This window comes from Dyella agri, assembly GCF_044904705.1.
Lineage (GTDB): Bacteria > Pseudomonadota > Gammaproteobacteria > Xanthomonadales > Rhodanobacteraceae > Rhodanobacter_A > Rhodanobacter_A agri.
Genome location: NZ_JADIKL010000001.1, coordinates 357832 through 381751, shown reverse-complemented (window position 1 = coordinate 381751; position 23920 = coordinate 357832). Strand labels below are relative to the sequence as shown.

26 protein-coding genes and 2 pseudogenes are annotated in these 23920 nt (G+C 65.1%); 20 read left to right on the top strand and 8 right to left on the bottom strand.

What is annotated here, in order from left to right:
* The first annotated feature begins 46 nt into the window (after positions 1 to 46).
* Complete coding sequence (locus tag ISP14_RS01670) at positions 47 to 454, top strand: hypothetical protein (RefSeq protein ID WP_404535615.1); 408 nt, start codon at positions 47 to 49, stop codon at positions 452 to 454.
* Positions 455 to 527: 73 nt separating this feature from the next.
* Here ISP14_RS01670 and ISP14_RS01665 read toward each other — a convergent pair whose 3' ends face one another.
* Both ISP14_RS01665 and ISP14_RS01660 read right to left on the bottom strand, forming a co-directional pair.
* Positions 528 to 977, bottom strand: a complete 450-nt coding sequence (locus ISP14_RS01665; RefSeq protein WP_404535613.1) for a DUF6491 family protein — start codon at positions 975 to 977, stop codon at positions 528 to 530.
* 148 nt (positions 978 to 1125) lie between these two features.
* Positions 1126 to 2631: a S10 family peptidase gene (locus tag ISP14_RS01660; RefSeq protein WP_404535611.1), complete on the bottom strand. Its 1506-nt coding sequence runs from the start codon at positions 2629 to 2631 to the stop codon at positions 1126 to 1128.
* A gap of 211 nt (positions 2632 to 2842) precedes the next feature.
* Here ISP14_RS01660 and ISP14_RS01655 point away from each other — a divergent pair, with 211 nt between their 5' ends.
* The 13 genes from ISP14_RS01655 (at position 2843) to ISP14_RS01595 (ending at position 13415) form a co-directional block, all read left to right on the top strand.
* Positions 2843 to 4606 carry a tetratricopeptide repeat-containing diguanylate cyclase gene (locus ISP14_RS01655; protein WP_404535608.1) on the top strand — a complete coding sequence of 588 codons (1764 nt, stop codon included), beginning with the start codon at positions 2843 to 2845 and terminating at the stop codon, positions 4604 to 4606.
* A gap of 313 nt (positions 4607 to 4919) precedes the next feature.
* Positions 4920 to 5774, top strand: coding sequence for an SAM-dependent methyltransferase (locus ISP14_RS01650; protein ID WP_404535605.1), 855 nt, complete (start codon positions 4920 to 4922; stop codon positions 5772 to 5774).
* A gap of 70 nt (positions 5775 to 5844) precedes the next feature.
* Complete coding sequence (locus ISP14_RS01645) at positions 5845 to 6120, top strand: hypothetical protein (RefSeq protein WP_404535602.1); 276 nt, start codon at positions 5845 to 5847, stop codon at positions 6118 to 6120.
* Positions 6121 to 6173: 53 nt separating this feature from the next.
* The gene (locus tag ISP14_RS01640) at positions 6174 to 6428 is read left to right on the top strand and encodes a hypothetical protein (protein ID WP_404535599.1); all 255 of its coding nucleotides are present in this window, start codon (positions 6174 to 6176) and stop codon (positions 6426 to 6428) included.
* Positions 6429 to 6471: 43 nt separating this feature from the next.
* On the top strand, positions 6472 to 6696 hold the full coding sequence (locus tag ISP14_RS01635) for a hypothetical protein (RefSeq protein WP_404535596.1): 225 nt from the start codon (positions 6472 to 6474) through the stop codon (positions 6694 to 6696).
* Between the two features lie 585 nt (positions 6697 to 7281).
* Entirely contained in the window at positions 7282 to 7527 is a 246-nt protein-coding gene (locus ISP14_RS01630) for a hypothetical protein (RefSeq protein ID WP_404535593.1), read from the top strand.
* A 52-nt stretch (positions 7528 to 7579) separates the two neighbouring features.
* The gene (locus ISP14_RS01625) at positions 7580 to 7885 is read left to right on the top strand and encodes a hypothetical protein (protein ID WP_404535590.1); all 306 of its coding nucleotides are present in this window, start codon (positions 7580 to 7582) and stop codon (positions 7883 to 7885) included.
* Positions 7886 to 7985: 100 nt separating this feature from the next.
* On the top strand, positions 7986 to 9686 hold the full coding sequence (locus tag ISP14_RS01620; RefSeq protein WP_404535587.1) for a tetratricopeptide repeat-containing diguanylate cyclase: 1701 nt from the start codon (positions 7986 to 7988) through the stop codon (positions 9684 to 9686).
* A gap of 55 nt (positions 9687 to 9741) precedes the next feature.
* On the top strand, positions 9742 to 10077 hold the full coding sequence (locus ISP14_RS01615; protein WP_404535584.1) for a diguanylate cyclase: 336 nt from the start codon (positions 9742 to 9744) through the stop codon (positions 10075 to 10077).
* A 411-nt stretch (positions 10078 to 10488) separates the two neighbouring features.
* Positions 10489 to 10980 (top strand): SAM-dependent methyltransferase, encoded by a 492-nt coding sequence (locus ISP14_RS01610; protein ID WP_404535581.1) that lies wholly within the window; start codon positions 10489 to 10491, stop codon positions 10978 to 10980.
* A 54-nt stretch (positions 10981 to 11034) separates the two neighbouring features.
* The gene (locus ISP14_RS01605; RefSeq protein WP_404535578.1) at positions 11035 to 11277 is read left to right on the top strand and encodes a hypothetical protein; all 243 of its coding nucleotides are present in this window, start codon (positions 11035 to 11037) and stop codon (positions 11275 to 11277) included.
* A 45-nt stretch (positions 11278 to 11322) separates the two neighbouring features.
* Complete coding sequence (locus ISP14_RS01600) at positions 11323 to 11631, top strand: hypothetical protein (protein WP_404535573.1); 309 nt, start codon at positions 11323 to 11325, stop codon at positions 11629 to 11631.
* 95 nt (positions 11632 to 11726) lie between these two features.
* Positions 11727 to 13415 carry a GGDEF domain-containing protein gene (locus ISP14_RS01595; protein ID WP_404535568.1) on the top strand — a complete coding sequence of 563 codons (1689 nt, stop codon included), beginning with the start codon at positions 11727 to 11729 and terminating at the stop codon, positions 13413 to 13415.
* A 38-nt stretch (positions 13416 to 13453) separates the two neighbouring features.
* On the opposite strand, the gene ISP14_RS01590 is transcribed toward ISP14_RS01595, so the two are convergent.
* From ISP14_RS01590 to ISP14_RS01580, 3 genes and pseudogenes are all read right to left on the bottom strand, one after another.
* Positions 13454 to 13882 carry an FKBP-type peptidyl-prolyl cis-trans isomerase gene (locus ISP14_RS01590; RefSeq protein WP_404535565.1) on the bottom strand — a complete coding sequence of 143 codons (429 nt, stop codon included), beginning with the start codon at positions 13880 to 13882 and terminating at the stop codon, positions 13454 to 13456.
* A gap of 494 nt (positions 13883 to 14376) precedes the next feature.
* Positions 14377 to 14604: pseudogene (locus ISP14_RS01585) on the bottom strand (SH3 domain-containing protein); the annotation flags it as partial.
* A 78-nt stretch (positions 14605 to 14682) separates the two neighbouring features.
* Positions 14683 to 16551, bottom strand: coding sequence for a DEAD/DEAH box helicase (locus ISP14_RS01580; protein WP_404535562.1), 1869 nt, complete (start codon positions 16549 to 16551; stop codon positions 14683 to 14685).
* A 270-nt stretch (positions 16552 to 16821) separates the two neighbouring features.
* Between ISP14_RS01580 and ISP14_RS01575 the strand changes: the two genes are divergently transcribed.
* Genes ISP14_RS01575 through ISP14_RS01565 form a run of 3 tightly spaced genes read left to right on the top strand, consistent with a single transcriptional unit; the run spans position 16822 to position 18916 of the window.
* Positions 16822 to 17901, top strand: coding sequence for a 3-deoxy-7-phosphoheptulonate synthase (locus tag ISP14_RS01575; RefSeq protein WP_404535557.1), 1080 nt, complete (start codon positions 16822 to 16824; stop codon positions 17899 to 17901).
* A gap of 53 nt (positions 17902 to 17954) precedes the next feature.
* Positions 17955 to 18230 carry a GNAT family N-acetyltransferase gene (locus ISP14_RS01570; RefSeq protein WP_404535552.1) on the top strand — a complete coding sequence of 92 codons (276 nt, stop codon included), beginning with the start codon at positions 17955 to 17957 and terminating at the stop codon, positions 18228 to 18230.
* Positions 18227 to 18916 carry a DUF1345 domain-containing protein gene (locus ISP14_RS01565; RefSeq protein ID WP_404535549.1) on the top strand — a complete coding sequence of 230 codons (690 nt, stop codon included), beginning with the start codon at positions 18227 to 18229 and terminating at the stop codon, positions 18914 to 18916. The genes ISP14_RS01570 and ISP14_RS01565 overlap by 4 nt, the downstream gene beginning before the upstream one ends.
* Positions 18917 to 19022: 106 nt before the next feature.
* Here the strand turns inward: ISP14_RS01565 and ISP14_RS01560 are convergent, their stop codons facing one another.
* A complete protein-coding gene (locus tag ISP14_RS01560; protein WP_404535546.1) occupies positions 19023 to 19505 on the bottom strand; it encodes a YajQ family cyclic di-GMP-binding protein in 483 nt (160 codons plus the stop codon).
* Between the two features lie 79 nt (positions 19506 to 19584).
* On the opposite strand from ISP14_RS01560, the gene ISP14_RS01555 reads away from it, so the two are divergent.
* Positions 19585 to 20763, top strand: a complete 1179-nt coding sequence (locus tag ISP14_RS01555; protein ID WP_404535543.1) for a BaiN/RdsA family NAD(P)/FAD-dependent oxidoreductase — start codon at positions 19585 to 19587, stop codon at positions 20761 to 20763.
* Between the two features lie 63 nt (positions 20764 to 20826).
* A pseudogene (locus ISP14_RS01550) lies at positions 20827 to 21726 on the top strand (NAD(P)-dependent oxidoreductase); the annotation flags it as partial.
* A 76-nt stretch (positions 21727 to 21802) separates the two neighbouring features.
* Here the strand turns inward: ISP14_RS01550 and ISP14_RS01545 are convergent.
* Positions 21803 to 22264, bottom strand: coding sequence for a YaiI/YqxD family protein (locus tag ISP14_RS01545; RefSeq protein ID WP_404535540.1), 462 nt, complete (start codon positions 22262 to 22264; stop codon positions 21803 to 21805).
* Positions 22261 to 23157: a PhzF family phenazine biosynthesis protein gene (locus ISP14_RS01540; protein ID WP_404535537.1), complete on the bottom strand. Its 897-nt coding sequence runs from the start codon at positions 23155 to 23157 to the stop codon at positions 22261 to 22263. Before ISP14_RS01540 ends, ISP14_RS01545 begins: the two co-directional genes overlap by 4 nt.
* A gap of 122 nt (positions 23158 to 23279) precedes the next feature.
* Between ISP14_RS01540 and ISP14_RS01535 the strand changes: the two genes are divergently transcribed.
* Complete coding sequence (locus ISP14_RS01535) at positions 23280 to 23885, top strand: rhomboid family intramembrane serine protease (protein ID WP_404535534.1); 606 nt, start codon at positions 23280 to 23282, stop codon at positions 23883 to 23885.
* Positions 23886 to 23920: the final 35 nt, after the last annotated feature.

Genomic DNA, 23920 nt, shown 5'->3' with positions numbered 1-23920 from the left:
GCCAGGAGTCGAGCATCAGCACCGCAGATCAACAGAGGTGTATGTCATGTCCAAGCGCAATGTCGGCAAGGTGATGGCGATCGGTCTGGCCGTGGCCGCTGCAGTGGCGATGCCGCTGAGCGCGTCCGCGCACGGCTGGGATCATGGCGGTGGCTGGGGTCATGGCGGCGGCTGGGGCCACGGCGGTTGGCATGGTGGCTATTACCATCACGGCGGTTACTGGAGCGGTGGCCGCTGGATCGCGGGTGCGATCGTCACCGGCGCGGTGGCGGGCATCGTCAGCGACGCGCTGGCGCCGCGGCCGGTGTATTACGGGCCGGCGCCGGTGGTTTACGGGCCGCCCGCCGTGGTTTACGAAAACGCGCCGCCGGTGCGTGTGGTTACCCGCACCGTGGTGTACGACAACGGCTACCCCACGCGCTATGTGCGCGACGACGGTTACGATGGCGATTGATTGCCATCACCGCTGGCAGTGAAGAAAGAGCCCGGCTAATGCCGGGCTCTTTTCGTTTGGCAGGTGATCCGGCTCAGGGCTTGGTAGGCTGATTCGCACCGCTGCCACTGCGGCCGGCATGTGCGCCCAGCTTGTCGAACTCGGCCTTGTCGATCTTGCGCACCGACTGGATAGGGCAGGACGGCGGTTGCGTGGAGCGCACGGACTCGCCGGCTTCGCCGCAGATACTGAACGGAGCCACCGCCTTGTTCGCATCGCTGGCCCGGAACAGCAGGGTAGGCGCGCCGTAGCTCAGTTGCGGGCAGGAGGCCCGCAGCTTCACCAGGTAGCGGTCGGGGCCGGTACGCACGGTGACCGTGCGCGAGTTCACGATGTGCCATTCGTTGATGCGATCGGTGCGCAGGCAGTCGGAAACCGGGCGCAGCGGCGTGTAGGCAGGGGCGTGCGGTTTCGTCTGGGCGTTCGCGGCGTTCGTGGCGAGCGTGATCGAGAGCGCGAGCAGACCGGTCAGTACGGACTTCATGGGAACACCTCATCAGCGGATGTGGTGGATCGGGATGGTGCACGGTGGCGGCACCGTGCGCAATCATCGACCGGCCGGGTACCACAGAAAGTGAACGGCTCGAGCGAAAGCACCCCTCCCCCGCATGCGGGGGAGGGGCGAAGTCGCGTCACGGTGCGCCGTACAAGGCCTTCACGTCGCGCAGCAGGTCGGCCTGGCTGGACGGGCGGGCGTAGAACATGTGGCCGCCGGGGTATTCCTTCACCTGCACGCGGGTGGGGTCGCCCATCGCCGGCATCTGGTCGACGATCAGCACCGAGGCCATGAACGGGCAGGAGAGGTCGTCCCAGCCATGGGCGATCAGCACGCGCAGGCCTGGATCGTTCGCCACCGACTCGCGCAACTGCTTCACCGAGCCCAGGTTGGCGTCGTCGTCGTCGTGCCACAGCCGCCCCACCTCGTAGCTGAGCGCGTTGTAGCGGCCGTCGTACTTCCAGCCCACGGTCTGGGTGACGAAGTTCACCATCGCGGTGGTGGTGGGGGCGATGATCCCGTTGAGGATGGGGTCGCCCGAGCGCTGGTGCGGCGCATAGGGGAACGGGTCCCAGGCGGTGACGTTGGAGTCGTAGCGGCTGCCCAGCTTGCCCTCGGCGCGGTACACCTCGCGCAGATAGGCCTGGGTTTCCAGCCGGCCGCCGGAGCGCTTCACGAACAGCGGGTCGAGGCCGGTGAGTTCGGCGACCTTTCCGATCATCGCCTCGGTGGCGGCTGTGTTGCTGCGGCCGCCCATCAGCGTAGTGGCGTAGGTGGTGCGGGTGTAGTCGACGATGGACTGCATCGCCTCAGCCGTGAGCTTGTGCTCGCGCTCCAGGTGGGCGGCGGCGATCGAGGGCAGGGTGAGCATCCAAGGCAGCGGCGAGACGTTCTCGTCGTCCGAGGCGGCCGGGTCGAGGTAGGGCGACAGCAGCACTACGCCGTTCATCGCGACGCCGAGCTGGGTCTGCAGGTAGTCGGTGATGCGCGGGCCACGGAAACCACCGTAGCTCTCGCCCACCAGGTACTTGCGCGATTCCATGCGGCCGTTCTTCACCAGCCAGTCGTAGACGATGCGCGAGAGGTACTGGATGTCGCTGTCGGTGCTGTAGAAGTCCTTGGTGGCCTGCTTGTCGTCCACCAACGCGCGGCTGAAGCCGGTGCCCACCGGGTCGATGAACACCAGGTCGGTGAAGCCCAGCCAGGTGCCCGGGTTGTCGCGCAGCACGGCCGGGTCGGAGGGGTTGTCGCCCTCCACGCCGAAGTTCACCTTCTTCGGGCCGATCGCGCCGAGGTTGAGGTAGACCGAGGAAGCGCCGGGGCCGCCGTTCAGCGCAAAGGTCACCGGGCGGTTCTTGCCGGGCATGGTGTAGGCGGTGAACATCACCTGCGCGATCACCTTGCCCTTTTCGTCGCGTACCGGCAGCGAACCTACCGTGGCGGTGTATTTCAGCGTGCGGCCGTCCGCGGCGGTGGACTGGGAAACATGCGCGTCGGCGGGGAAGGGCGGCAGGTGGAAGCCGTCGCTGGTGCCAGGCGCTTCCGCCGCGGCCGGCGGCTTGCCGTCGGCAGCCAGCGCGGGGGGGTGGAATCCGGCCAGCAGCAGGGCTGCCAGCAAGCTCGTCTGCAGCGGCTTGCGCACGGGTGTGTCCTCACGAGAAAAGCATTTAGCCTAGCGACCAAGGGGGGGCCGCGTGACCGTGCCTGAAGGCATGGGTGAGCCGGCGTGGGGTGCTATGACTTGGCCATCCGGGCATGCGATGCTTGCCTGGCTGAGGGGGCGGGCAACGGAAGGTCGCTGGGGCCGGAGGCCGGGTGCGACACGTCGTTGCACGAGTTCATGGGGGTTGGGCATGGCTTGGCTATCCGGCGGCATGGGAACCCGGCTCGCGTGGGCAGGCCTCGCCGGTTGCCTGTGTTGGCAGGCCGGCTTTGCCGCCGCCGCCGACCCGGATGCCTTGATCAAGCAGATCTACCAGTTGCAGGTCACGGATCACGCACGATCCCTGCAGGTGCTGGCCCAGCTCAACGACGAAGCTGCCAGCCTGACGCCGGCCCAGCAGTGGCAACGGCGCTATCTCAATGCCTGGGAGGTCATGTACCAGGGCGACTACGCCAAGTCGGAGGCCATGCTCGACGACGTCATCGAGCACTCCGGCGATCCGCATCTGGCGAACCATGCGTCGGCCGTGCTGCTCAGCCAGCTCGGAGCCAGCCGGCATTACACCGAGGCGTTCGAGCTGGCCAACCGCATCGCGGCACGCCTGCCGCAGGTCACCGACGCCAAGGATCGCCGCCTGCTGCTGTCCAACCTGTCGCAGGTGATGGGGTCCGCCGGCCAGACCGACCTGGCCGTGCACTATGCGCGCATGGCGTTGGCCACCGTTCCTGCTGGTGAAAGCCGGTGTTATCCCGCGTCGATCCTGGTCGAGGCGCTTTACTACGGCAAAAGGCTCAAGTCCGACAGCCCGGCATTGCAGGAAGCCTTTGACGACTGCCCGGCGGCCAAGGCCCCGCTGTACAACACCAATCTGCATTTCATGCTCGCCGACCAGCTCCTGCACGAGGGGCAGCCGCGCAAGGTGCTCGCCCTGCTTGAGCGGATCCAGCCCAGTGTCGATGCCAACGGCTACGTTCCCGCCAAGTTGTCGGCGCTGGTGGACAAGGCCACGGCGCTGGCTGCCGTGGGCGAAGGCGACGCGGCTAGGCGATTGGCCTTGGCCGTGATCGCCGAAGGGAAATCGGGCGACATCGACGCGTGGCTGAAAGACGCCTACGAGACGCTTTACCAGGTCGAGAAGAAACAGGGCCATGCCGCTGCCGCGCTGGGGTACTACGAGAAGTTCGCTGCGCTGGACAAGGCCTATCTCGACGACATCAACGCGCGCACGATGGCCTACGAGACGGTGCAGCAGCACGTGCTGGCGCAAAAGCTGGAGACGGAAAAGCTGAGCCAGCAGAACACCGAGCTGCTTGCGCAGCAGAAGCTGGGCGCCAAGACGGCCGAAGCCAACCGCCTGTATCTCCTGCTGCTGCTCCTGGTGCTGGGCTTTGGCGCGCTGTGGATGTTCCGGCTCAAGCGCTCGCAGCTGCGCTTCAAGCGGTTGTCCCACCTCGATGGCCTGACCGCCATCTACAACCGCCAGCACTTCATGGGCGAAGCCGAGCGGGTGCTGCACCAGCTGGAGAAACGGAAAGGCGCGGCCTGCGTCGCGATCATCGACCTCGATCACTTCAAGCGCATCAACGACACCCATGGCCACGCCATGGGCGACCAGGTGCTGTGCCGCATGGTCGCTGCCTGCAAACAGCACCTGCGCCCCGTCGACCTGTTCGGCCGCCTTGGCGGCGAGGAGTTCGGCATCCTGCTGGTGGATTGCACGCGCGAACAGGCTCTGGCGATCGCCGAACGCATCCGCGCGGCCATCGAGGCCGCCGTGGTGGAGCGTGACGGCGCGGCCGTGACGGTTTCCACGAGCATCGGCCTGGCCTTCACCGACCGCGCCGGTTACGACCTGCAGCACCTCTGCACCGGGGCCGACGCGGCGCTGTACCGTGCCAAGCACGACGGGCGCAACCGCGTGGTGACCGGAGTCGGGGATCCCATGGCGGCCTGACGCATGAATTTCATGAAGATGCGACGGAAAGGCGAGCCCTATTCCAATCCTCCCTGACGACCAGATGGCATGATCGCCAGGAGGCCAACCATCGGGTTGCCTATGCGGCGAGGGCGGCCCTCGCGGACCGGGGTACTTATGTGACGGTACCTCGACGCATGTATCTGCACGATGTGTGCCCCTGGTAGCCGGGGGTTCAAGCTAATGTATGGTCTTTGCGTGGCTCGTTGCACGTAACCAATGCCTTGTCGCAATTTGGAGTTGCACTATCATCGCGCGACTAAAGTCATCGACTAGGTAAAAGGGGGGGGGGATGGTTGATCTATTGAAAACCGCGGGTGATGGGGCATCTCTGCTGGCGGAATCCAATCGCGGCAGACTGAGTTGTGTGGGGCTGGGCATGACGCTAGGCTCACATCTCACCCCGCTGGCGCGCAGTCATATTCAGCAGGCGGATGTAGTGTTCGCTGCACTTTCCGACGCCATTGCGGAAGAGTGGCTGAAGCGCATGCACTCTGATGTGCGCAGCCTGCAGCCCTACTATGGCGAGGGCAAGCCGCGCATCAAGACGTACCGCGAATGGGTGGCGCTGATGATGGACGAGCTGCGCGCGGGCAAGCGGGTCTGCGGCGTGTTCTACGGTCATCCCGGGATTTTCGCCTGGTCGCCGCACAAGGTGATCGAGGAGGCCCGCGCGGAAGGCTACGATGCACACATGGAGCCGGGCATCTCCGCTGAGGACTGTCTTTATGCGGACCTTGGCTTCGACCCCGGCCGCTACGGTTGTCAGCATTTCGAGGCCAGCCAGTTGCTGTATTGCGATCGGCGCATCGATCCTGCTGGTTACCTGGTGCTCTGGCAGGTGGGGGTGATCGGCAATCGCTCCGTGGGACGTTTTGACAACGGGCTGGCCTATCGCGCTTTGTTGGTGGAGCTGCTGGGTAAGGACTACCCGATGGACCACGAGGTCATCATTTATCGAGGGGCAACCCTGCCCATCGAGCGGCCGCGCATCCAGCGCATTACCCTGCGCGAGCTGGCCGAAGTGCCAATGACTGCCGAGGAAACTGTGGTGCTGCCACCGGCCGTGACCTTGCAACCGAACCGTGCCATGCTGGAGCGGCTGAAGGCGCTGGATGCAGTGACGCAAACTGGAGCCGCAGCCTAGAAGTCGCGGTGATGTCTTCGAGATGCGTTAGATGTCGACACAATTCACTGGAAACACATAGGGGAGTGCCATGTTCGATATGACCGATACGATTGAGTGTCTGGAAGCCATTGGCAGCGATGCATCGCTGCGTTACGCGTCAGCTGACGAGCTAACGGGCATGTTGGAGCAGGCGCAGATCAGTACCGAGCTCGCCAAGGCGGCAGCATCGGGTGACGGTAAGGTATTGCGCCAGATGATGTATGGGCCCAATCAAGTGATTATGTTTGACCCGCCGCCGACACAACAGGTGATCATGTTTGATCCTCCTCCGACACAGGCGCCCGCGTTCCTGGACTCCGAATAAGTCACGAGCCAGTCGGGCAAATGCGTACTGGCTTCTACCGGGGAGAGAGGGCTATGACCGATACGATCGAACTGTTGGAAGCCATCAGCGGCGATGCATCGCTGCGCTATGCGTCGTCCGATGAGCTAAAGGGTGCGTTGAATCGCTCGCAGACGAATGCCGAACTCACGCTGGCAATGGCATCCGGTGATAGTGTGCTGTTGCGTCAAATGCTTTCATGCAACGGAATAGTTCAGCAGGTAGAGCAAGCCCCCCAGATTCAATCAGTTGCGCTCTTGGAATTGGACTGGGCGAGGTCTGCGGCCTGATCGGACTGGCTGCGCTGGTTTCATTGGAGACGGGGAGTGAACCATGAACGATACGATTGATCTGCTGGAAGCCATTGGCAGCGATGCATCACTGCGTTATGCGCCCGCCGAAGAGTTGAATAGCGTGCTGGAGCAGGCGCAGGTGAGTGCAGAGTTTGGAAAGGCTGTGGCATCGGGGGATGGTGCCCAGTTGCGTGAATTGCTTGGGTGCATGCGTGTAGAAAATGCCCCCCAGTTGCACGCGGTTACGTTTCTGGATCCGGGCTGAAGTACGCCAGAAGCCTGACCAAGTCAGCGAGTGCCGCTTCGCCATGAAACAGCGGCAACATGATTGATACGACCAAGTTGCTGGTAACCATCGGCAGTGATGTCCCGCTGTGCTACGCATTACTTGGCGAGTTGATTTGCGTGTTGCAGTAGGTGCAAGCAGGTGTCAAGTTCGCGATGGTTGTAGTGCTGACGTACACAGCCTGCAGCTCTGCGATGCGGAGGGCGGGCCGCGCATCAAAAACCACCGCGAATGGGTGGCGCTGATGATGGCCGAACTGCGCGCTCGTAAGCGGGTCTGTGGTTTGTTCTACGGGCCACCCATGCATCTTCGCGTTCGCTGCACAAGGTGATCGAACAGGCTCGTGCGGAAGGCTCATAATGCAGAGACGAAGTCGGGCATCTCTGCCGAGGGCTGTCCTTACGCCGACTTCGGCTCCGCCCCTTGGTCGCTACGGCTGCTAGCACTTCTAGGCCGGCCGCTGCTGTGCCGCGAGCGGCGCGTCGACCTCTTCGGTTATCTGGTGCTTCGGCAGGTAGGGGGGGGCGGCAATCGCTCCGTAGGGCGTTTCGACACTGGGCCAGCTTGCTGATAACGCAGCTGGGACGGGACTGCTCACCGGACCACGAGGCCATCATCTATCGCGGCGCCACCCTGCCCATCGAACGGTCGCGCATTAGGCGCATCATCTTACGTGGACTGGCCGTGGTGCCGTTGACCATCAAGGAAACCGTAGTGCCGCCGCCGGCCGTGACCTTGCAGCCGAACCGTGCCATGCTTGAGCGGTTGCAGGCGCTGGATGCGCAGGAACAGGAGGGCAGGGCGGCCTGAAGGAGCGGACGATGCGTTAGGGGCGTTCGAATATGAGAACAGGGGGAACAACATGACAGATACGATCGAGTTGCTGGAAACTATCGGCAGCGACGCATCGCTGCGTTATGCGCAGACTGCGGAGTTGAAGGACGTGCTGGAGCAGGTCCAGGCGAGCGCTGAGCTCACGATGGCAGTGCTAGCAGGAGATAGCGCGCCGTTGCGTGTGGAACTGGGGATTCAACAGTTGCCACAAACGCCTCAAACAAACGCGCCTGGTCATGGGGATGACGAAGAAGAAGCTGACGTTCCTCTGCCGGAAGAGCCTCAGCCCGATCGATCTTCTCCCCCTCCTGCTAAGAACGGTCCCTCGGGCTGAAAGAGACAGTCGGTGTAGTCATATGTCCCGTTGGTCGCGCAGCCTACGGAGATATGTCGCATGGGCGGGCCTCGCCAGCTGTCTGTGTGGGTGGGGGGATTTGGCCGCCTCCCCCGTCATTGCCGATCCGGATACCTATCTCCGGCAGACCCAGGCTCTGGCGACCGTGGATCACCCGGGCTTCCTTCAGCGGTTGGCATTGCTCAATCGGGAGGCATCCAGGCTGACGCCGGATCAATTGTGGCTCCTGCAATTTTCGAACGCGTGGGAAGCTATGTATGAAAGCGATTACGTTAGGTCGGATGCGCTGTTTCAGGACATCATCCGACATTCCGGTAATCCGCTGCTGGCCGATCGCGCGTCTGCCATGCTGCTTAGCCAGCTTGGGCTGACGCGGCATTACACCGAGGCATTTGAACTGGCCAATCGCCTTGCGGCGCGCTTGCCAGAGGTCACGGATACCAAGGTTCGCTTCTCGCTGTTGCTGAATCTGTCGCAATCGCTTGGTCTAGCCGGTCAGACGGATTTAGCCGTGCGCTATGCGCGTATGGCGATGGCAGACGCAGCTGCTGGGGAGGAAGCGTGTTTTTCTGCCTCAAGTCTGGTCCAGGCGCTCTCCAGTGGTCACCGGCTCAAGCCAGCTAGTCCGGAATTGCAACAGGCCGTTGATGTTTGCTCGGCGGCCAAGGTGCCGGTGTACAGCGCAGATTTGCAACTCACACTTGCGGATCTTTACCTGCGTGAGGGGCAGCCTCGCAAGGCGCTGGCCCTGCTCGACCAGGTTGCGTCTGAAATCAACGCCAATGGCTATACCCCTAACAAGCTGGCGGCCTTAGTCTGCCGAGCGCAAGCACTGGCAGCCATCGGTGACGACGACGATGCTCGGACGGCAGCTTTAGTCGTTATTGCTGCGGGGCCATCCGGTGATTTCGGTGTGTGGCTGAAAGACATCTATGAGGTGCTTTACCACATCGAAAAGAAGCAGGGTCATACCGCCGCTGCACTCGATTACTACGAGAAGTACGCCACGCTGGACAAGGCCTATCTCGACGATGTCAACGCGCGGGCGATGGCCTACCAGACAGTGCAACAGCACGTGTTGGCGCAAAAACTGGAGACGGAGAGCCTGAGCCGGCAGAACGCGCTGTTGCGCATGCGGCAGACGCTAGATGCGAAGACGGCGGAAACCAATCGGCTGTATCTGGCGTTGCTGCTGATGGTGCTGATCTCCGTCGTGCTGTGGATGTTCCGGCTCAAGCGCTCGCAACTCCGCTTCAAGAAACTCTCCCACCAGGACGGCCTGACCGCGATCTTCAACCGCCAGCATTTCATGAGCGAGGTCGAGCGCAGCTTGCGCTTGCTGGAGCGACGTGCCGGCACGGCCTGTCTGGTCTTCATCGATCTGGACCATTTCAAGCACATCAACGACACCCACGGCCACGCCATGGGTGACGAGGTGCTGCGCCAGGTGGTGATGGCCAGCAAGCAGCACCTGCGTCCGGTGGACTTGTTCGGACGGCTGGGCGGCGAGGAGTTCGGCATCCTGCTGGTTGATTGCACGCGCGCACAGGGTATGGCGATCGCCGACCGCATCCGCCTTGCGGTGGAGGCGACGGTGGTGGAGTGCGAAGGGGTCACCATTGCGATCTCCACCAGCGTGGGCCTGGCCTTCACCGACACCTACGGCTACGATCTGCAGCGCCTGTGTTGTGAGGCCGATGCTGCGCTGTACCGCGCCAAGCGCGGCGGCCGCAACCGCGTGGCGGCCGATGTCGAGTGTGGCATTCCCGCCGAGGCCTGACGCGCTGTAGCGACCATATGGCCGCACATGGGCGTACGGCGACGCTGGAGCCAGGATGGCTGATGCCAACCTGTCGTACCTGCTGCTTCGGGTGCTGGGCTTCGGTGCGCTGCGGATGTTCCGGTTCAAACGCTCGCAGCTGCGCTTGGCGGCTGTCCCAACTCAATGGCCTGACCGCCTCTACAACCGCCAGCATTTCATGGGTGAGGTCGAGCGGGTGTTGCATCAGCTGGAGAAACGGGAGGGCGCGGCCTGCGTCGCGATCATCGATCTCGATCACTTCAGGCGCATCAACGACACCCACGGCCACTCCATGGGCGACGAGGTGCTGTGCCGCCTAGTCGCTACCTGTGAACAGCACTTGCGCTCCGTCGACCGGGGCCTGCTGTAACCCTGAATTGCCGTACCATCGGCGCTGGGGGAAAAGGAAGGGGGATGCAATGGTTGATTCGTTGAGTGCGGCTAGCGGTGGGTCGTCGTCGCTTGCTTTACCAGCTCGCGGCAGACCGAGCTGCGTGGGCTTGGGCATGACACTTGGCTCGCACCTCACACGCTGGCGCGCAGCGATATCGCGCAGACGGGGGTGGTATTTGCCGCGCTCTCCGATGCCATTGCGGAGGAGTGGCTGAAGCGCATGCACTCGGATGTGCGCAGCCTGCAGCCCTACTACGCCGAGGGCAAGCCGCTCATGCGGACGTATCGCGGTGGGTGGTGCTGATGATGGCTGAACTGCGCGCCGGCAAGCGGGTCTGCGGCGTGTTCTACGGCTATCCGCGCATCTTTGCGTGATTCGCCGCTCAAGTTGATCGAACAGGCCCGTGCGGAAGGCTACGGGGCGCACATGGGGCCGGGTATCTCCACCGAGGACTGCCTGTACGCCGACCTTGGCTTCGATCCCGGCCGTTACGGCTGTCAGTACGTCGAGGCCAGTCAGTTGCTGTATTGCGAGCGGCGCATCGACCCGGCCGGCTATTTGGTGCTGTGGCAGATGGGAGTGGTCGGCAATCGTTTTGTAGGGCCTTTAGACAATGGACCGGGCTACCGCGCGCTGCTGGCGGAGCGCCTGGAGCAGGACTACCCGCCGGACCACGAGGTGATCATTTACCGGGGTGCCACCCTGGCCATCGAACGGCCGCGCATTAATCGCATTATTTTGCGAGAACTGGCCGAGGTGCTGTTGACCGCCGAGGAACCCGTGGTGCTGCCGCCTGCAGTGACCTTGCAACCAAACCGTGCCATGCTGGAGCGGCTGCAGGCGCTGGATATAAGTGCGAAAACCGGCGCTGCAGCCTGAAGCGGGCGCCTACTCGGCACATGTGTGTCAACACAATCGCGGAAGGGGAAAGTTATGACCGATACGATCGAATTGCTCGAAGCCATCGGTGGCGATGCATCGCTGCGTTATGCCTCGGCTGACGAGCTGAAGGGTGTACTGGAGCAGGCGCAGGCGAGCACCGAGTTCGAGAAGGCAGTGGCATCGGGGAATGGTGCCTCGTTGCGCCAAATGCTCGGGAGTATGGAAGTAGAGAATGTTCCCCAGACGCACGCAGTTGCGCTCCTGGAACTGGATTGGAGTGAGCCAAAAGCCTGATTAGGTCGACGAGCGCTGCTTCATCGTGGGACAGGGGGAAACAACATGGCCGATACGATCAAGTTGCTGGTAGCCATCGGCAGCGATGCCTCGCTGCGCTACGCATCGCCCGACGAGCTGAAATGCGTGCTCAAGGAGGCAGGAGCAAGCGTCGAGCTTACGCTGGCGGTGGAGTTGGGCAATAGCGCATCATTGCGTGTGGAACTGGGCATCCAACAGGTAGAGCAAGTACCCCAGATAAATGCCCCGGGTCATGGGGATGATGAGGAAGAGGAGACTAACGTTCCTCTGCCAGAGCCGCCCAAGCCCGATCGCCCTTCACGGCCCTCCACCAAGCGTCGCCGATCGCGCTGAGAGCGACAGGTGTATCCATGCCACGCTGGTCACGCAACCTGCAGCGATGGACCGCTTGGGTAGCCTTCGCCAGTTCCCTGTGCTGGCGGGCTGGCTTGGCCGTCCAGCACATTGCCGACCCGGATACCTATCTCGAGCAAACCCAGTCGTTGGCGACCGTGGATCATCCGCGCTTCCTGCAACAACTGGCTTTGCTCAATCAGGAAGCTGCCCGACTGACGTCGGATCAGTTGTGGCGGCTGCGGTATTCGAACGCATGGGAGGCCATGTACGAAAACGATTACCCGAAGTCGGAGGCGTTGTTTCAGGACATCATTCGACATGCCGGTAACCGGGCCCTGGCTGACAAGGCGTCAGCTACCCTTCTGAGCCAGCTTATGCTCACCAGGCATTACCCGGAGGCGTTCGAACTGGCCGATCGCCTCGCGGCGCGCTTGCCAAAGGTCGCGGACGCCGAGGTTCGCCGCTCGATGCTGTTGAATCTCTCCCAATCGCTAGCTTTGGCCGGCCAAATTGATCTGGCCGTGCAATATGCCCGTGTAGCGCTGACAGAGGCTGCTTCAGGCAAGAGTTCATGCTATTCCGCCGCCAGTCTGGTCGCGGGGCTTTCCCTCGGGCATCGGCTCAAACTCGACAGCCCAGAGCTGCAGCAAGCCATCCAAGCCTGCACAGCGGCCAAGGTGCCGGTATTCAGTACCGACTTGCAGCTCACTGTTGTCGACCTGTACAGGCTTGCGGGGCAGCCGCATAAGGCGCTTGCACTGCTTGATCGCATCGCACCCTCAGTCGAGGCCGACGGCTATGCCGCCAACAAGCTTGAGGCTCTGGTGCTCCGAGCGCAGGCGCTGGCCGCTATCGGAGACGATGACGCCGCCCGGAAGGCGGCCCAGGCCGTCGTCGCCATGCAGAAAACCGGCGACTGGCCGAGGGATGCTTACGAGGTGCTTTACCGCATCGAGAAGAAGCAGGGCCATACCGCTGCCGCACTCGACTACTACGAAAAGTACGTCGCGCTGGACAAGGCCTATCTCGATGACGTCAATGTACGCACGGTGGCCTATGAGACAGTGCAACAGCACGTGCTGTTGCAGAAGTTGGAGACAGAGAGCCTGAGCCGACAGAACGCGCTGCTGCGCATGCGGCAGACGCTGGATGCCAAGACGGCCGAGACCAATCGGCTGTACCTGGCGCTGCTGCTGATGGCGCTGGTTTCCGCCGCGCTCTGGATGTTCCGGCTCAAGCGCTCGCAACTCCGCTTCAAGAAACTTTCCCACCTGGATGGCTTGACCGCGATCTTCAACCGCCAGCATTTCATGAGCGAGGTCGAGCGTACGCTGCGCCTGCTGGAACGGCGTGCCGGTACGGCCTGTCTGGTGTTCATCGACCTGGACCACTTCAAGCACATCAACGACACCTATGGCCACGCCGTGGGCGACGATGTGCTGCGTCAGGTGGTGGTGGCCAGCAAGCAGCACCTGCGTCCGGTGGACTTGTTCGGGCGGTTGGGCGGCGAGGAGTTCGGCATCCTGCTGGTCGAGTGCACGCGCACACAAAGCATGGTGATCGCCGACCGCATCCGCTTGGCCATCGAGGAAACCCGGGTGGAGGACGACGGCGTCGTCGTCGGGGTATCTGCCAGCGCCGGCCTGTCCTTCACCGACGCTTGTGGCCACGATTTGCAGTGCCTGTGCAAGGAAGCGGATGCCGCGTTGTACCGGGCCAAGCGCGGTGGCCGCAATCGCGTGGTGGCTGGTGCGGAGTATGGCTGCCCCGTCGAGGCGTGAAGCCTTGTCGCTATCGCCGTTGCCGGCGCATGTTGCGCTCAGTGCACCCCAACCAGCTCCACGTCGAACACCAGCGCGGCGTCCGGCGGAATGTCTTCGCCGGCGCCGCGGCTGCCGTAGGCGAGCCGGGCCGGGATCACCAGGGTGCGCTTGCCGCCCACGTGCATGCCACGGATGCCCTGGTCCCAGCCGGCGATCACTTGGCCCGCGCCCAGCGTGAAGCTGATCGGTTCGCCGCTGTCCAGCGAGCTGTCGAACTCCTTGCCGTGGTGGTCCTTCGCGTTCGCGTCGTACAGCCAGCCGGTGTAGTTCACCTGCACCACGTCTCCGTCGTTCGCCACCGTGCCGCTGCCGACCACGTGGTCGATCTTCTGCAGTTGAGTGACCTTGTCGGCCGCCAGTGCTGCGGGCGCGGCAACGAAGGCGCCGAGCAGGACAGCGGCGAACGCGGCGGAAAGAAGGCGCATGCGGTGGATTTCCGGTAACGAAGTGCGCGCAGTCTAGCGCAGGCCCCGGGCCGGCCGCGGCGCGGCCCGGGACCTGCCGATGGACTCAATGATCCTGGCGGTCGCCCTTGTCCTTGTTGGGGACTGGCTTGCCGTGCTCGCCGGCTGCCGGCTTGCCGTTGCCGGCGGGCAGCGGGTGCGCGAGGTGGCATGGCCGGCCGCGACGCGGGTGGCGGCGCCATCTGTGGGCGTTGCGGCATCGGTTGCGGCCGGCGATCCGGCATCGGTCCTGCCGGCCGTTGCGGCGGCATCGGGCGATACACCGGCGAAGGTGGCGGCCGCCGCGGCATCGGGCGTGCGTACCAGCGGCCCCGTTCGCGATAGAACGGCCGGTTGCGGTAGTAGCTGTCCCAGTAGGTCCCGATCACGAAGGTGACGATGGGAATGCCGATCTGCACGCCGTACTGGGGCACCAGCACGTACTGGTTGTTGTAGTCGTACTGGATGAAATTGCCGGCGACCCAGCCGCGCTCGTCCTGGAAGATCACGTCGCACCACTCCCAGCCGCTGGTGCAGCCCTGGATGTCCAGCGGGGCGCCGGCCGGAATGGTGTCGATCAGAGGGTAGCCGGGGTCCGGGCCGGCGCGGAGGTTGACGTTGCCGGTGGTATAGCCGTCCGCGGCCAGCGCGAGTGCCGGCAGCGCAAGCAGCGGGAGCGTGGCGAGCCAGGCGATGTGTCTCATCGGACTCCTCCGTGGGCGAGGCATGGCGCCCCACGGGAAAGCCTGTGCCCCTCCAGGTGAATCTGGCGAGACGGGTGCTCAGGCCGGCGGTGCGAGCTGCGCCTGCACCTCGTTGATCGAGTCGCGGATACGCCGCGAGAACACCGAGTCGAGGTGATGGATCAGCACCAGCCGTTCGGTCGCGCGGGTCATCGCCACGTAGAGCAGGCGGGCCTCGTCGGCTTCGTGCTGGCCTTCGCGCGGCAGCGAGCCGAGGCCGGGCACGATCACGAACGGAAATTCCAGGCCCTTGCAGGAGTGCATGGTGAGCAGCTTCACGCTGTCTCTCACCACGAACAGTGCCTGCTTGCCGCGCTCGTCGGCGAGGCTGGAGGGAATGTCGATGCGCGACAGCGCCTCGTACAGCTTCTCGCCCTCCCAGTTGTTGCGGTAGATCACCGCCATCTCGCCCCAGGGGCGGCCGTGGGCATGTTCGTCGCGCAGCTGGGCGATCAGCGCATCGAGCTGCGCCGGCGCGCTGTCGGTGCGGATCAATTCGGGCAGTGGGCCACGCCGGCCGGCGCTCTCCGGCGCGATCAGCGGCACGCCGTCGTCGTCGTCGCTGCGCGCGGCGAGCAACTCGCTGGCGAAGTTGCGCGCCACCGCGAGGATCTCCAGCGTGTTGCGGTAATTGAGCTTGAGAATGGTGGTGCGGCCCTGCGCCTGGATGCCCAGGCTTTTCCAGCTCAGCTTGCGGCGGTCGGCCTGGCCATAGATGTTCTGCGCGTCGTCGTACAACACCAGCAACGAGTTGGTGGCCGGGTCGATCATCTGCACGATCAGCTTGTACCAGTCCGGCTCGAAGTCGTGGCCCTCGTCGATCAGCACGGCGCCGTACTGGAAGCGCGGGATCTGCCCCTTGTCCACGCCCTCGATCACGCGCTCCACCATCTGCCCGAAGAAGTGCTCGCCCTTGGGCGGCAATTCCACGTGGTAGCTGGTCAGCATGCGGCGGCACCAGCGATGGAAGTTGTACACCTGCACCTTGTCGCCGAGGCCGCGTTCGCCGATCAGCTGTTCCAGCCGCGCCGCCAGCGCCTTGTTGTAGCAAAGCACCAGGATCGGCCGGTTCATCGCGCGCGCCAGCTGCATCGCGCGGAAGCCCAGGATCATGGTCTTTCCGGAGCCGGCGACGCCGTGGATGATGCGGTGCTCGTCGCCCAGCGATCGCGCAAGCTGTTCCTGCTGGGCGTCCATCACCTTCACCAGATCGGGAATCTCCAGTGCGCGTGCCTCCTTGTTCTCGGCAGCGAACAAGCCGAACTGGCCGCTGCCCGGCTCCAGGCGGATCTCGGGGAACAGGTGCCAGCGCACGCGGTCGATCTGCGGCAGCGTGAGCGCCACCGGGAAGACCTGCGGGAACATCGCCCACAGCCTTTCCTGGAACGCCTCGGCCTCCACTGTCTCGTATATCTCGTCCTGGCAGATCGCCAGGTGCGGCGCGATGACCTGGTCGAGGCCGCCTTCCTCGAAGCGCTTGCGGGTGATGTTGGCCAGCACCACGCCGAAGCCCCAGGGCATCAGCAACTGGCCGGCGTGGCGACTGCCTTGCGGATGGCACAGCGCCGGATCCTGTTCGAGCGCCATCTTGATCGTCACGGCGTACGAGCGGGCCTGCAGCAGGGGATTGTTCTCGGTCGCCAGGCCGCGGTCGGTGACCAGGGTGAACTGGGTCTTGTCGGCATGGCGGATGGTGTCGGCCTTCCAGTCCTTCACTTCCAGCACCAGCAGGCCGCGGCGCGGGTGCATCACCACGAAGTCGGGGTGGAGCTGGCGCGGGCCCACGGGCACGTCGTACCAGAGCAGGTAATCGTCTTCGAGCTTCTGCTCCAGCCGTTCGGACACGCGCTTCTCGCCGCCGGTCATCCGTGGCAGGCAGCTGTTGCGGGAAGGTATGAGCGTGGCCACTGGCGTCCCCTGGTCGGTCCATCGGAAATTAGCGGAAGCCGCGGATATGCGCAAAAGGACTTTGCACGCGATGAAAGCCTGTGCTATCACTGTTTTCCCATGACCCACACCGCCCGCCAGTATTTTTGGTTTTATGGCTATCCGAAGCCGCTGGCGGAGGCATGGGTGCGATCGTCCTGACGAAACACTGAAACCCCATTCCGAAAGCCGCCAGCAACATCGAGGCGGCTTTTTTCATGGCCGCCGCACCCCACACGAGGAGCCGCCGCCATGTCCCAGTCAGCCACCGACGATCTGCGCATCCGCACGATCAACCCGCTCGCCACGCCCGCCGAGGTGATGGACGAGTGCCCTGCCACGCCGACGGCGCTCGCCACCGTGGGCAATGCACGCGTGGCGCTGCACCGCATCCTCGCCGGCACGGACGATCGCCTGGCGGTGGTGATCGGCCCGTGCTCCATCCACGATCCCCGCGCGGCGCTGGAGTATGCGCAGCGGCTGGTGGCGCAGCGCGAGCGCCTCGGCGGCGAGCTGGAGATCGTGATGCGGGTGTATTTCGAGAAGCCGCGCACGACGGTGGGCTGGAAGGGTCTGATCAATGATCCGGACCTGGATGGCAGCTTCCACATCAACAAAGGCCTGCGCATCGCACGCGGCCTGCTGCACGACATCAACGCGCTGGGCGTGCCGGCCGGCAGCGAGTTCCTCGACATCATCTCGCCGCAGTACCTCGCCGACCTGGTGGCCTGGGGCGCGATCGGCGCGCGCACCACCGAGAGCCAGGTGCATCGCGAGCTGGCTTCGGGGCTGTCCTGCCCGGTGGGCTTCAAGAACGGCACCGACGGCAACGTGAAGCTGGCGGTGGACGCGGTGCAGGCGGCCTCGCATCCGCACCATTTCCTCGCGGTGACCAAGCAGGGCCAGGCGGCCATCGCCGCCACCAGCGGCAACCGCGACTGCCACGTGATCCTGCGCGGCGGCAAGGTGCCGAACTACGACGCGGCCAGCGTCGAGGCCGCCTGCGCCGCAATAGCCAAGGCCGGCCTGCCGGCGCGGGTGATGATCGACGCCAGCCACGCCAACAGCGGCAAGAACCCGGAAAACCAGCCGCGCGTGATCGCCGACATCGCCGCCCAGCTCGAAGCGGGCGAATCGCGCATCGTCGGCGCGATGGTGGAAAGCCATCTTGTCGGCGGCCGCCAGGACCTGCTGCCCGAGCGCCCGTTGACCTACGGCCAGAGCATCACCGACGGCTGCATCGGCTGGGACGACTCGATGCGCGTGCTGGAACAGCTGGCAGCGGCGGTGCGTCGCCGTCGCGAGGTGGCGCGGAACGAACTGGCGGCCTGAGCATCGGCGAGCGGTGCGCCGTATGCTTGGCGGCATCGCTCATGGAGATCGCCATGCAACTCGACATCCGACACGACCGCGCCGAGCATCGCTTCGAAGTGGAGGTGGAAGGCGTGCGCTGCGTGCTCGAATACCTGCTTGCCGGCGGCGTGATGACGATTACCCATACCGGGGTGCCCTCGGCGGTAGGCGGTCGTGGCGTGGCCGGCGAACTGGTGCGCAGGGCGCTGGATACCGCACGCGCCGAAGGCTGGAAGGTGCAGCCCGCCTGCTCGTACTCCGCGGCCTGGATGAAGCGTCACCCCGAGTATGCGGAGTTGCGCGCTTGAGCGGCAGGGCAGCCGGCAAGGACGGCGCGACGAAACCGCGGCACTGGCGGCCGTTCCGCTATGTGACGGCGCGGCCACGGCTCAGCGTGTCGTTCGCGATCTTCGTAGCCACCGGCACCGTGCTGATCGCGCTGGGCCTGCGCGTGGCCACGGCGATCCTGCTGGGCTTCGACCTGGCCGCGGTGATCTACCTGCTGACACTGGCGCGGCTGTTCAACAAATCCACGCCCGCGCACATGCGCCTGCAGGCGAAGGCGCAGGACACCGGTCGCTGGGGCATCCTGTGGAGCGCGGTGGTGCTCTCCGGCGTGGTGCTGGTGGCGCTGGGCACCGAGCTGCACGCGGCCAAGGGCGGCGGCCTGCCCGCGCTGGGCGTGGGCGCGCTCAGCGTGGTGCTGAGCTGGCTGTTCCTCAACATCATGTTCGCGCTGCACTACGCGCACGGCTTCTACGGCGATTTCGGCGAGAAGCATGCCGGGCTGGAGTTTCCCGACACCCCCAAGCCCGACTACTGGGATTTCACCTATTTCGCCATCGTGATCGGCATGACCTTCCAGGTCTCCGACGTGCAGATCAGCAGCCGCTACCTGCGCCGCGTGGCGCTGCTGCACAGCGTGATCGCGTTCTTCTTCAACGTATTCATCATCGCGATCACGGTGAACATCGTGGCGGGGATGGGGGGCTGACACCCCGTAGGAGCGCACCCTGTGCGCGAAAGCTTTTGGCTTCGATCAAGCGCCAGAGCTTTCGCGCACAGGGTGCGCTCCTACCGGTGTCGTGGTGCGGGTGCGCTCAGTCGCGCAGATTGTCGAATTGCAACGGCAGCTCCACGTCAGCCTTGCGCAGCACCGCCATCGCGGCCTGCAGATCGTCGCGCTTCTTGCCGGTGACGCGCAGCTTGTCGCCGTTGATCTGCGCCTCGACCTTGAGCTTGGCCTCCTTCAGCGTGGCGACCAACTTTTTGGCAACCGGCTGCTCGATGCCTTGCTTCACGGTGATCTTCTGACGTGCGCCGGCGAGATTGGTCTCCACCTCGCCGATGTCCAGCGCACGGACATCGATCTTTCGCGAAATCAGCCGGCCGCGCAGGATGTCCAGCATCTGTTGCAGCTGGAAGTCGCTGGGCGCGCTCTGCGTGATCACGAAACTGTCCAGTTCGAACTTCGCGTCCGTGCCCTTGAAATCGAAGCGGCTCGTCAGCTCGCGGTTGGCCTGGTCGACCGCATTGGTCAGTTCGTGCTTGTCGACTTCGGAGACTACGTCGAAGGAGGGCATGGCGGCGGCTCGCGGATGGGAAGGCGCAAAGTGTACGCGATGCGATAATGCCCGCCTTGCGCAACATGGGGCATGAAGGGTGAAAACGGATGTGCTGATCGTCGGCGCGGGCGCCGCGGGCCTGATGTGCGCGATCGCGGCCGGCCGCCGCGGCCGCCGCGTGCTGGTGGTCGACCATGCGAACAAGGTGGGCAAGAAGATACTGATGTCCGGCGGCGGACGCTGCAATTTCACCAATCTCGGCGCCGGGCCGGCGAATTACCTCAGCGCGAATCCGCACTTTGCCAAGTCCGCGCTGGCGCGCTACACGCCGGCGGATTTCGTCGCACTGGTGGAGCAGCACCGCATCGCCTACCACGAGAAGGAACTGGGCCAGTTGTTCTGCGACGACTCGTCGAAGCAGATCGTGCGCATGCTGCTGGACGAGTGCGCCGCGGCCGGCGTGCGCATCGAGACCCAGTGCAGCGTCGAGCGCGTACGCAAGACGGATGAAGGGTTCGCTGTACTCACCGCGCATGGCGAAGTGCATGCCGAATCGCTGGTGGTGGCCTCCGGCGGGCTGTCCATCCCCAGCATGGGTGCCAGCGGCTTCGGCTACGAACTGGCGCGCCAGTTCGGCCACACCGTGCTGCCGTTACGCGCCGCGCTGGTGCCGCTGACCCTGAGCGGCAAGCATCAGGAGCACTACCAGGACCTCGCCGGCGTGGCCTTGCCCGTGGCCGAGGCGCGGGTGGGCAAGCGCGGGTTCCGCGCCGGCCTGCTGTTTACCCATCGCGGTATCAGCGGGCCGGCGATCCTGCAGATTTCCTCGTACTGGCAGCCGGGTGACGACCTGCGCCTCGACCTTGCCCCCGACGCCGGGCTCGGCGCGTGGCTGCTTGCGCAACGCGCGGCGCGTCCCGCGGCCGAGCTGAAGAACGTGCTGGCCGATGCCTTGCCGAAGCGGCTTGCGCAACGCCTGTGCGAGCAGTGGTTTCCGAGCCGCCCCATGCGCCAGTACCGCGATGCCGAGTTGCACGAGATCGGCCGCCAGCTGCACGACTGGCCCATCGTCGCCAGCGGCACCGAGGGCTACCGCACAGCCGAGGTCACCCTGGGCGGCGTGGACACCGACGGTCTCTCCTCCAGCACGATGCAATCCAAGCTGGTTCCCGGCCTGTACTTCATCGGCGAGGTGGTCGATGTCACCGGCTGGCTGGGCGGCTACAACTTCCAGTGGGCCTGGGCCTCGGGTCATGCGGCGGGCGAAGTGGCGTGATGCCGCGGTTTCGCAGGAGCTGAACGTCCCCGGTGTTTCACTGCACGAAATCAGTCCAGCCTTGGAGTGCAACACATGAAAGTCGGTTTTCTCGGTCTAGGCGCGATGGGCGCCGCGATGGCGACGAACCTGCTCAAGGCAGGTCACGAAGTGACGGTGTGGAACCGCTCGCCGGCAGCGACGCAGCCGCTGGCCGCACTGGGCGCGGCGGTCGCGCCGACGCCTGCCGAAGCGACGCATGGCGATGCCGTACTGAGCATGCTGGCGAACGACGACGCGGTACGTGGGGTGATCCTCGATGACGGCGTGCTAGGCGCGATGGCGCCCGGCACGGTGCACGTGAACCATGCCACGGTGTCGGTGGCGCTGGCGAAGGAACTGGCACGGATGCATGCCGCGCGCGGTGTCGATTATGTCGCTGCGCCGGTGTTTGGCCGGCCGGATGTCGCCGCCGCCGGCAAGCTCAATATCCTCGCTGCGGGAGAGATGCATGCGATCGAACGCGTGCGTCCGTTGCTGGATGCGATGGGTGGCCGCGTGTGGCCGCTGGGCGAGGCGCCCGAGCGCGCCAACGTGGCGAAGATCGCGGGCAACTTCATGTTGGCGGCGGCGATCGAAAGCATGGCCGAGGCGTCCGCGCTGGTGCGCGCGCACGGTGTCGGCGCGGCGGATTTCCTTGACGTGATGACGACGACCCTGTTCGCCGCGCCGGCCTACCAGGGTTACGCGAAGCTGATCGCCACGCAGCGCTTCAAGCCGGCCGGTTTCGCGCTGCCGCTGGGCTACAAGGATGTGGGGCTGGCGTTGCGCGCCGGCGAGGCGGCGCGCGTGCCGCTGCCTTTCGCCGGCGTGTTGCGCGACAGCCTGCTGGAAGCGCTGGCCGATGGCGACGAGGACGTGGACTGGTCCGTGCTGTCGCAGGTGGCGGCGCGGCGCGCGCGCCTCGACGAGCGCGGTTGTTAGCGTCTGTTCGCGGCCCGGATGGCAGCGGCCACGGCGGCGAGGCGACCCCGGCTATGCGGAGATCGCGAACAGGGGGTTAGCCGCGCCGCTGCTGCAGCCAGCGGTCGAGCTGGTTGGCGAAGGCCTGCTTGTCGCGCGGGTGGAACGGCGCATGGCCGCCGGTGTCGACGCCGGCGCCGCGCAATTCCTCCATGAAATTGCGCATGCCGAGGCGCTGGGCAATGGTCTCCGGGGTGAACAGCTCGCCGCGCGGGTGCAGTGCCAGTGCGCCTTTCTCGATGACGGCGGCGGCCAGCGGAATGTCCTGCGTCACCACCAGGTCGCCGGCGGCCACACGGCGGGCGATCTCGTGGTCGGCCACGTCGAAGCCACCGGGTACCTGCACGGCGCGCACGAAGCGCGATGGCGGCGTGCGCAGGTACTGGTTTGCCACCAGGGTCACCGGCACCTGTTCCCGTTCGGCGGCGCGGAACAGGATCTCCTTGATGGCGACCGGGCAGGCATCGGCGTCGACGAGGATTTGCGCCTCGGAGCTCACGCGTCGTTCCAGTCCAGCGTGCCGTCGATGATGGTGTGGGTACGGCCGCCGATCCACACGGTGCCGTCCACGATGCGGGCGACGAGCTGGGCGTCGTGGCCGATCTCGCGGCCTTGGCTCACCACGTAGCCGCCGGCCAGCGGGCCGTGTGGTTCGGCGTGTGCGATGTATGCGGCGATCAGGCCGTTGGCGGCGCCGGAGGCGGGGTCTTCGATGATGCCCACGCCGGCGGGGAAGGCGCGCACCACCAGTTGATAAGCGGGATTCGTGCTGCGCGCGAAAGCGCACAAGCCCATGCTGTCGCTGGCGTGGGCCAGTGCGCCGATCGCGCTGTGGTCGGGCTTCCAGGAACGCAGCGCGGCCTCGCTCTCTACCTCGGCCAGCCACCAGCGGCGGCCACCGTCGACCAGGGCAGGCGGCAGCATGCCGCTGCAGATGCCACCCAGCGCGGCGGCGAGCAGCGGATGCGCGTCGCGACCCGTGTGCAGCACACGCTCGCCGGGGGATTTCAGCAGCAGGCGCTGGTCCGCGCCGTCGCCTCCCGCCCGGCTTTCCTCGACGCGAATGGGCAGCACGCCGGCGCCGCACTCCTGCCAAAGCAGGCCGTCGGTGGGCTGGACCAGTCCGCAGGCCAGCGCCGCATGCGCGCTGCCGACGCTGGGGTGGCCGGCGAACGGGATCTCCTTGTGCGGCGTGAAGATGCGCACGCGGTAGCTGGCGTCGCTGGTGACGGGCGGCAGCAGGAAGGTGGTCTCGACGAGATCGGTCCAGCGCGCGAAGCGCTGCATCGCCGCACCGCTCCAGTGTTCCGCGCCGATCACTACGCCGAGGTGATTGCCGCCGCCGTGAGTGGCGGCAAAGACGTCCAAATGAAGGTAACGCAGCGCGGGCATGATGGCAGGGTTCGTGGGGGAACGCGCATGATAGCCGGCCCGGCCGGAAGTGGTGCGGATTCGACAAGCGCCCGTGCTGCCGCCAAGATGCGCCACTTCGTCACCCGGACGCGGAAACGCCCATGCCGATCACCCTCATCATCCTCGCGGTCACCTGCATCGTCTCGTTCGTGGCGTTCAGCAACAGCCGGCTGATGAACGACCTGATTCTGTGGCCGCCGGCGATCAGCCGCCGGCACGAGTACCACCGGTTGGTGACCTACGGCTTGGTACACGCGGATGCCGGCCATCTGTTGTTCAACATGATCACGCTGTTCTTCTTCGGGCGGGTGATGGAAGGTTTCTATACCAGCCAGCTGGGCACGTTCGGTTTCGCGCTGTTCTACCTCGGTGGCCTGGTGTTCTCGATCCTGCCCACCTATCTGAAGAACCGCGGCAACCCGAACTACCGCAGCCTGGGTGCCTCGGGAGCGGTGTCGGCGGTGCTGTTCGCGTACATCCTGCTGGCGCCCTGGCAACGCATCATCGTGTTCGTGGTACCGATGCCGGCGATCGTCTACGCCGTGCTGTACACCGCCTATTCGATCTACATGGATCGGCGCGGGCAGGACAACGTCAACCACAGTGCGCACCTGTGGGGCGCCGCCTACGGCATAGTGTTCACCCTGTTGGTGAATGGGCGGGTGTTGCCGCATTTCCTGGGGGCGCTGCTGCAGCCGCGATTCTGAACCCCAGGCCGGCGAGGGCATCAGCGCCGGTTCAA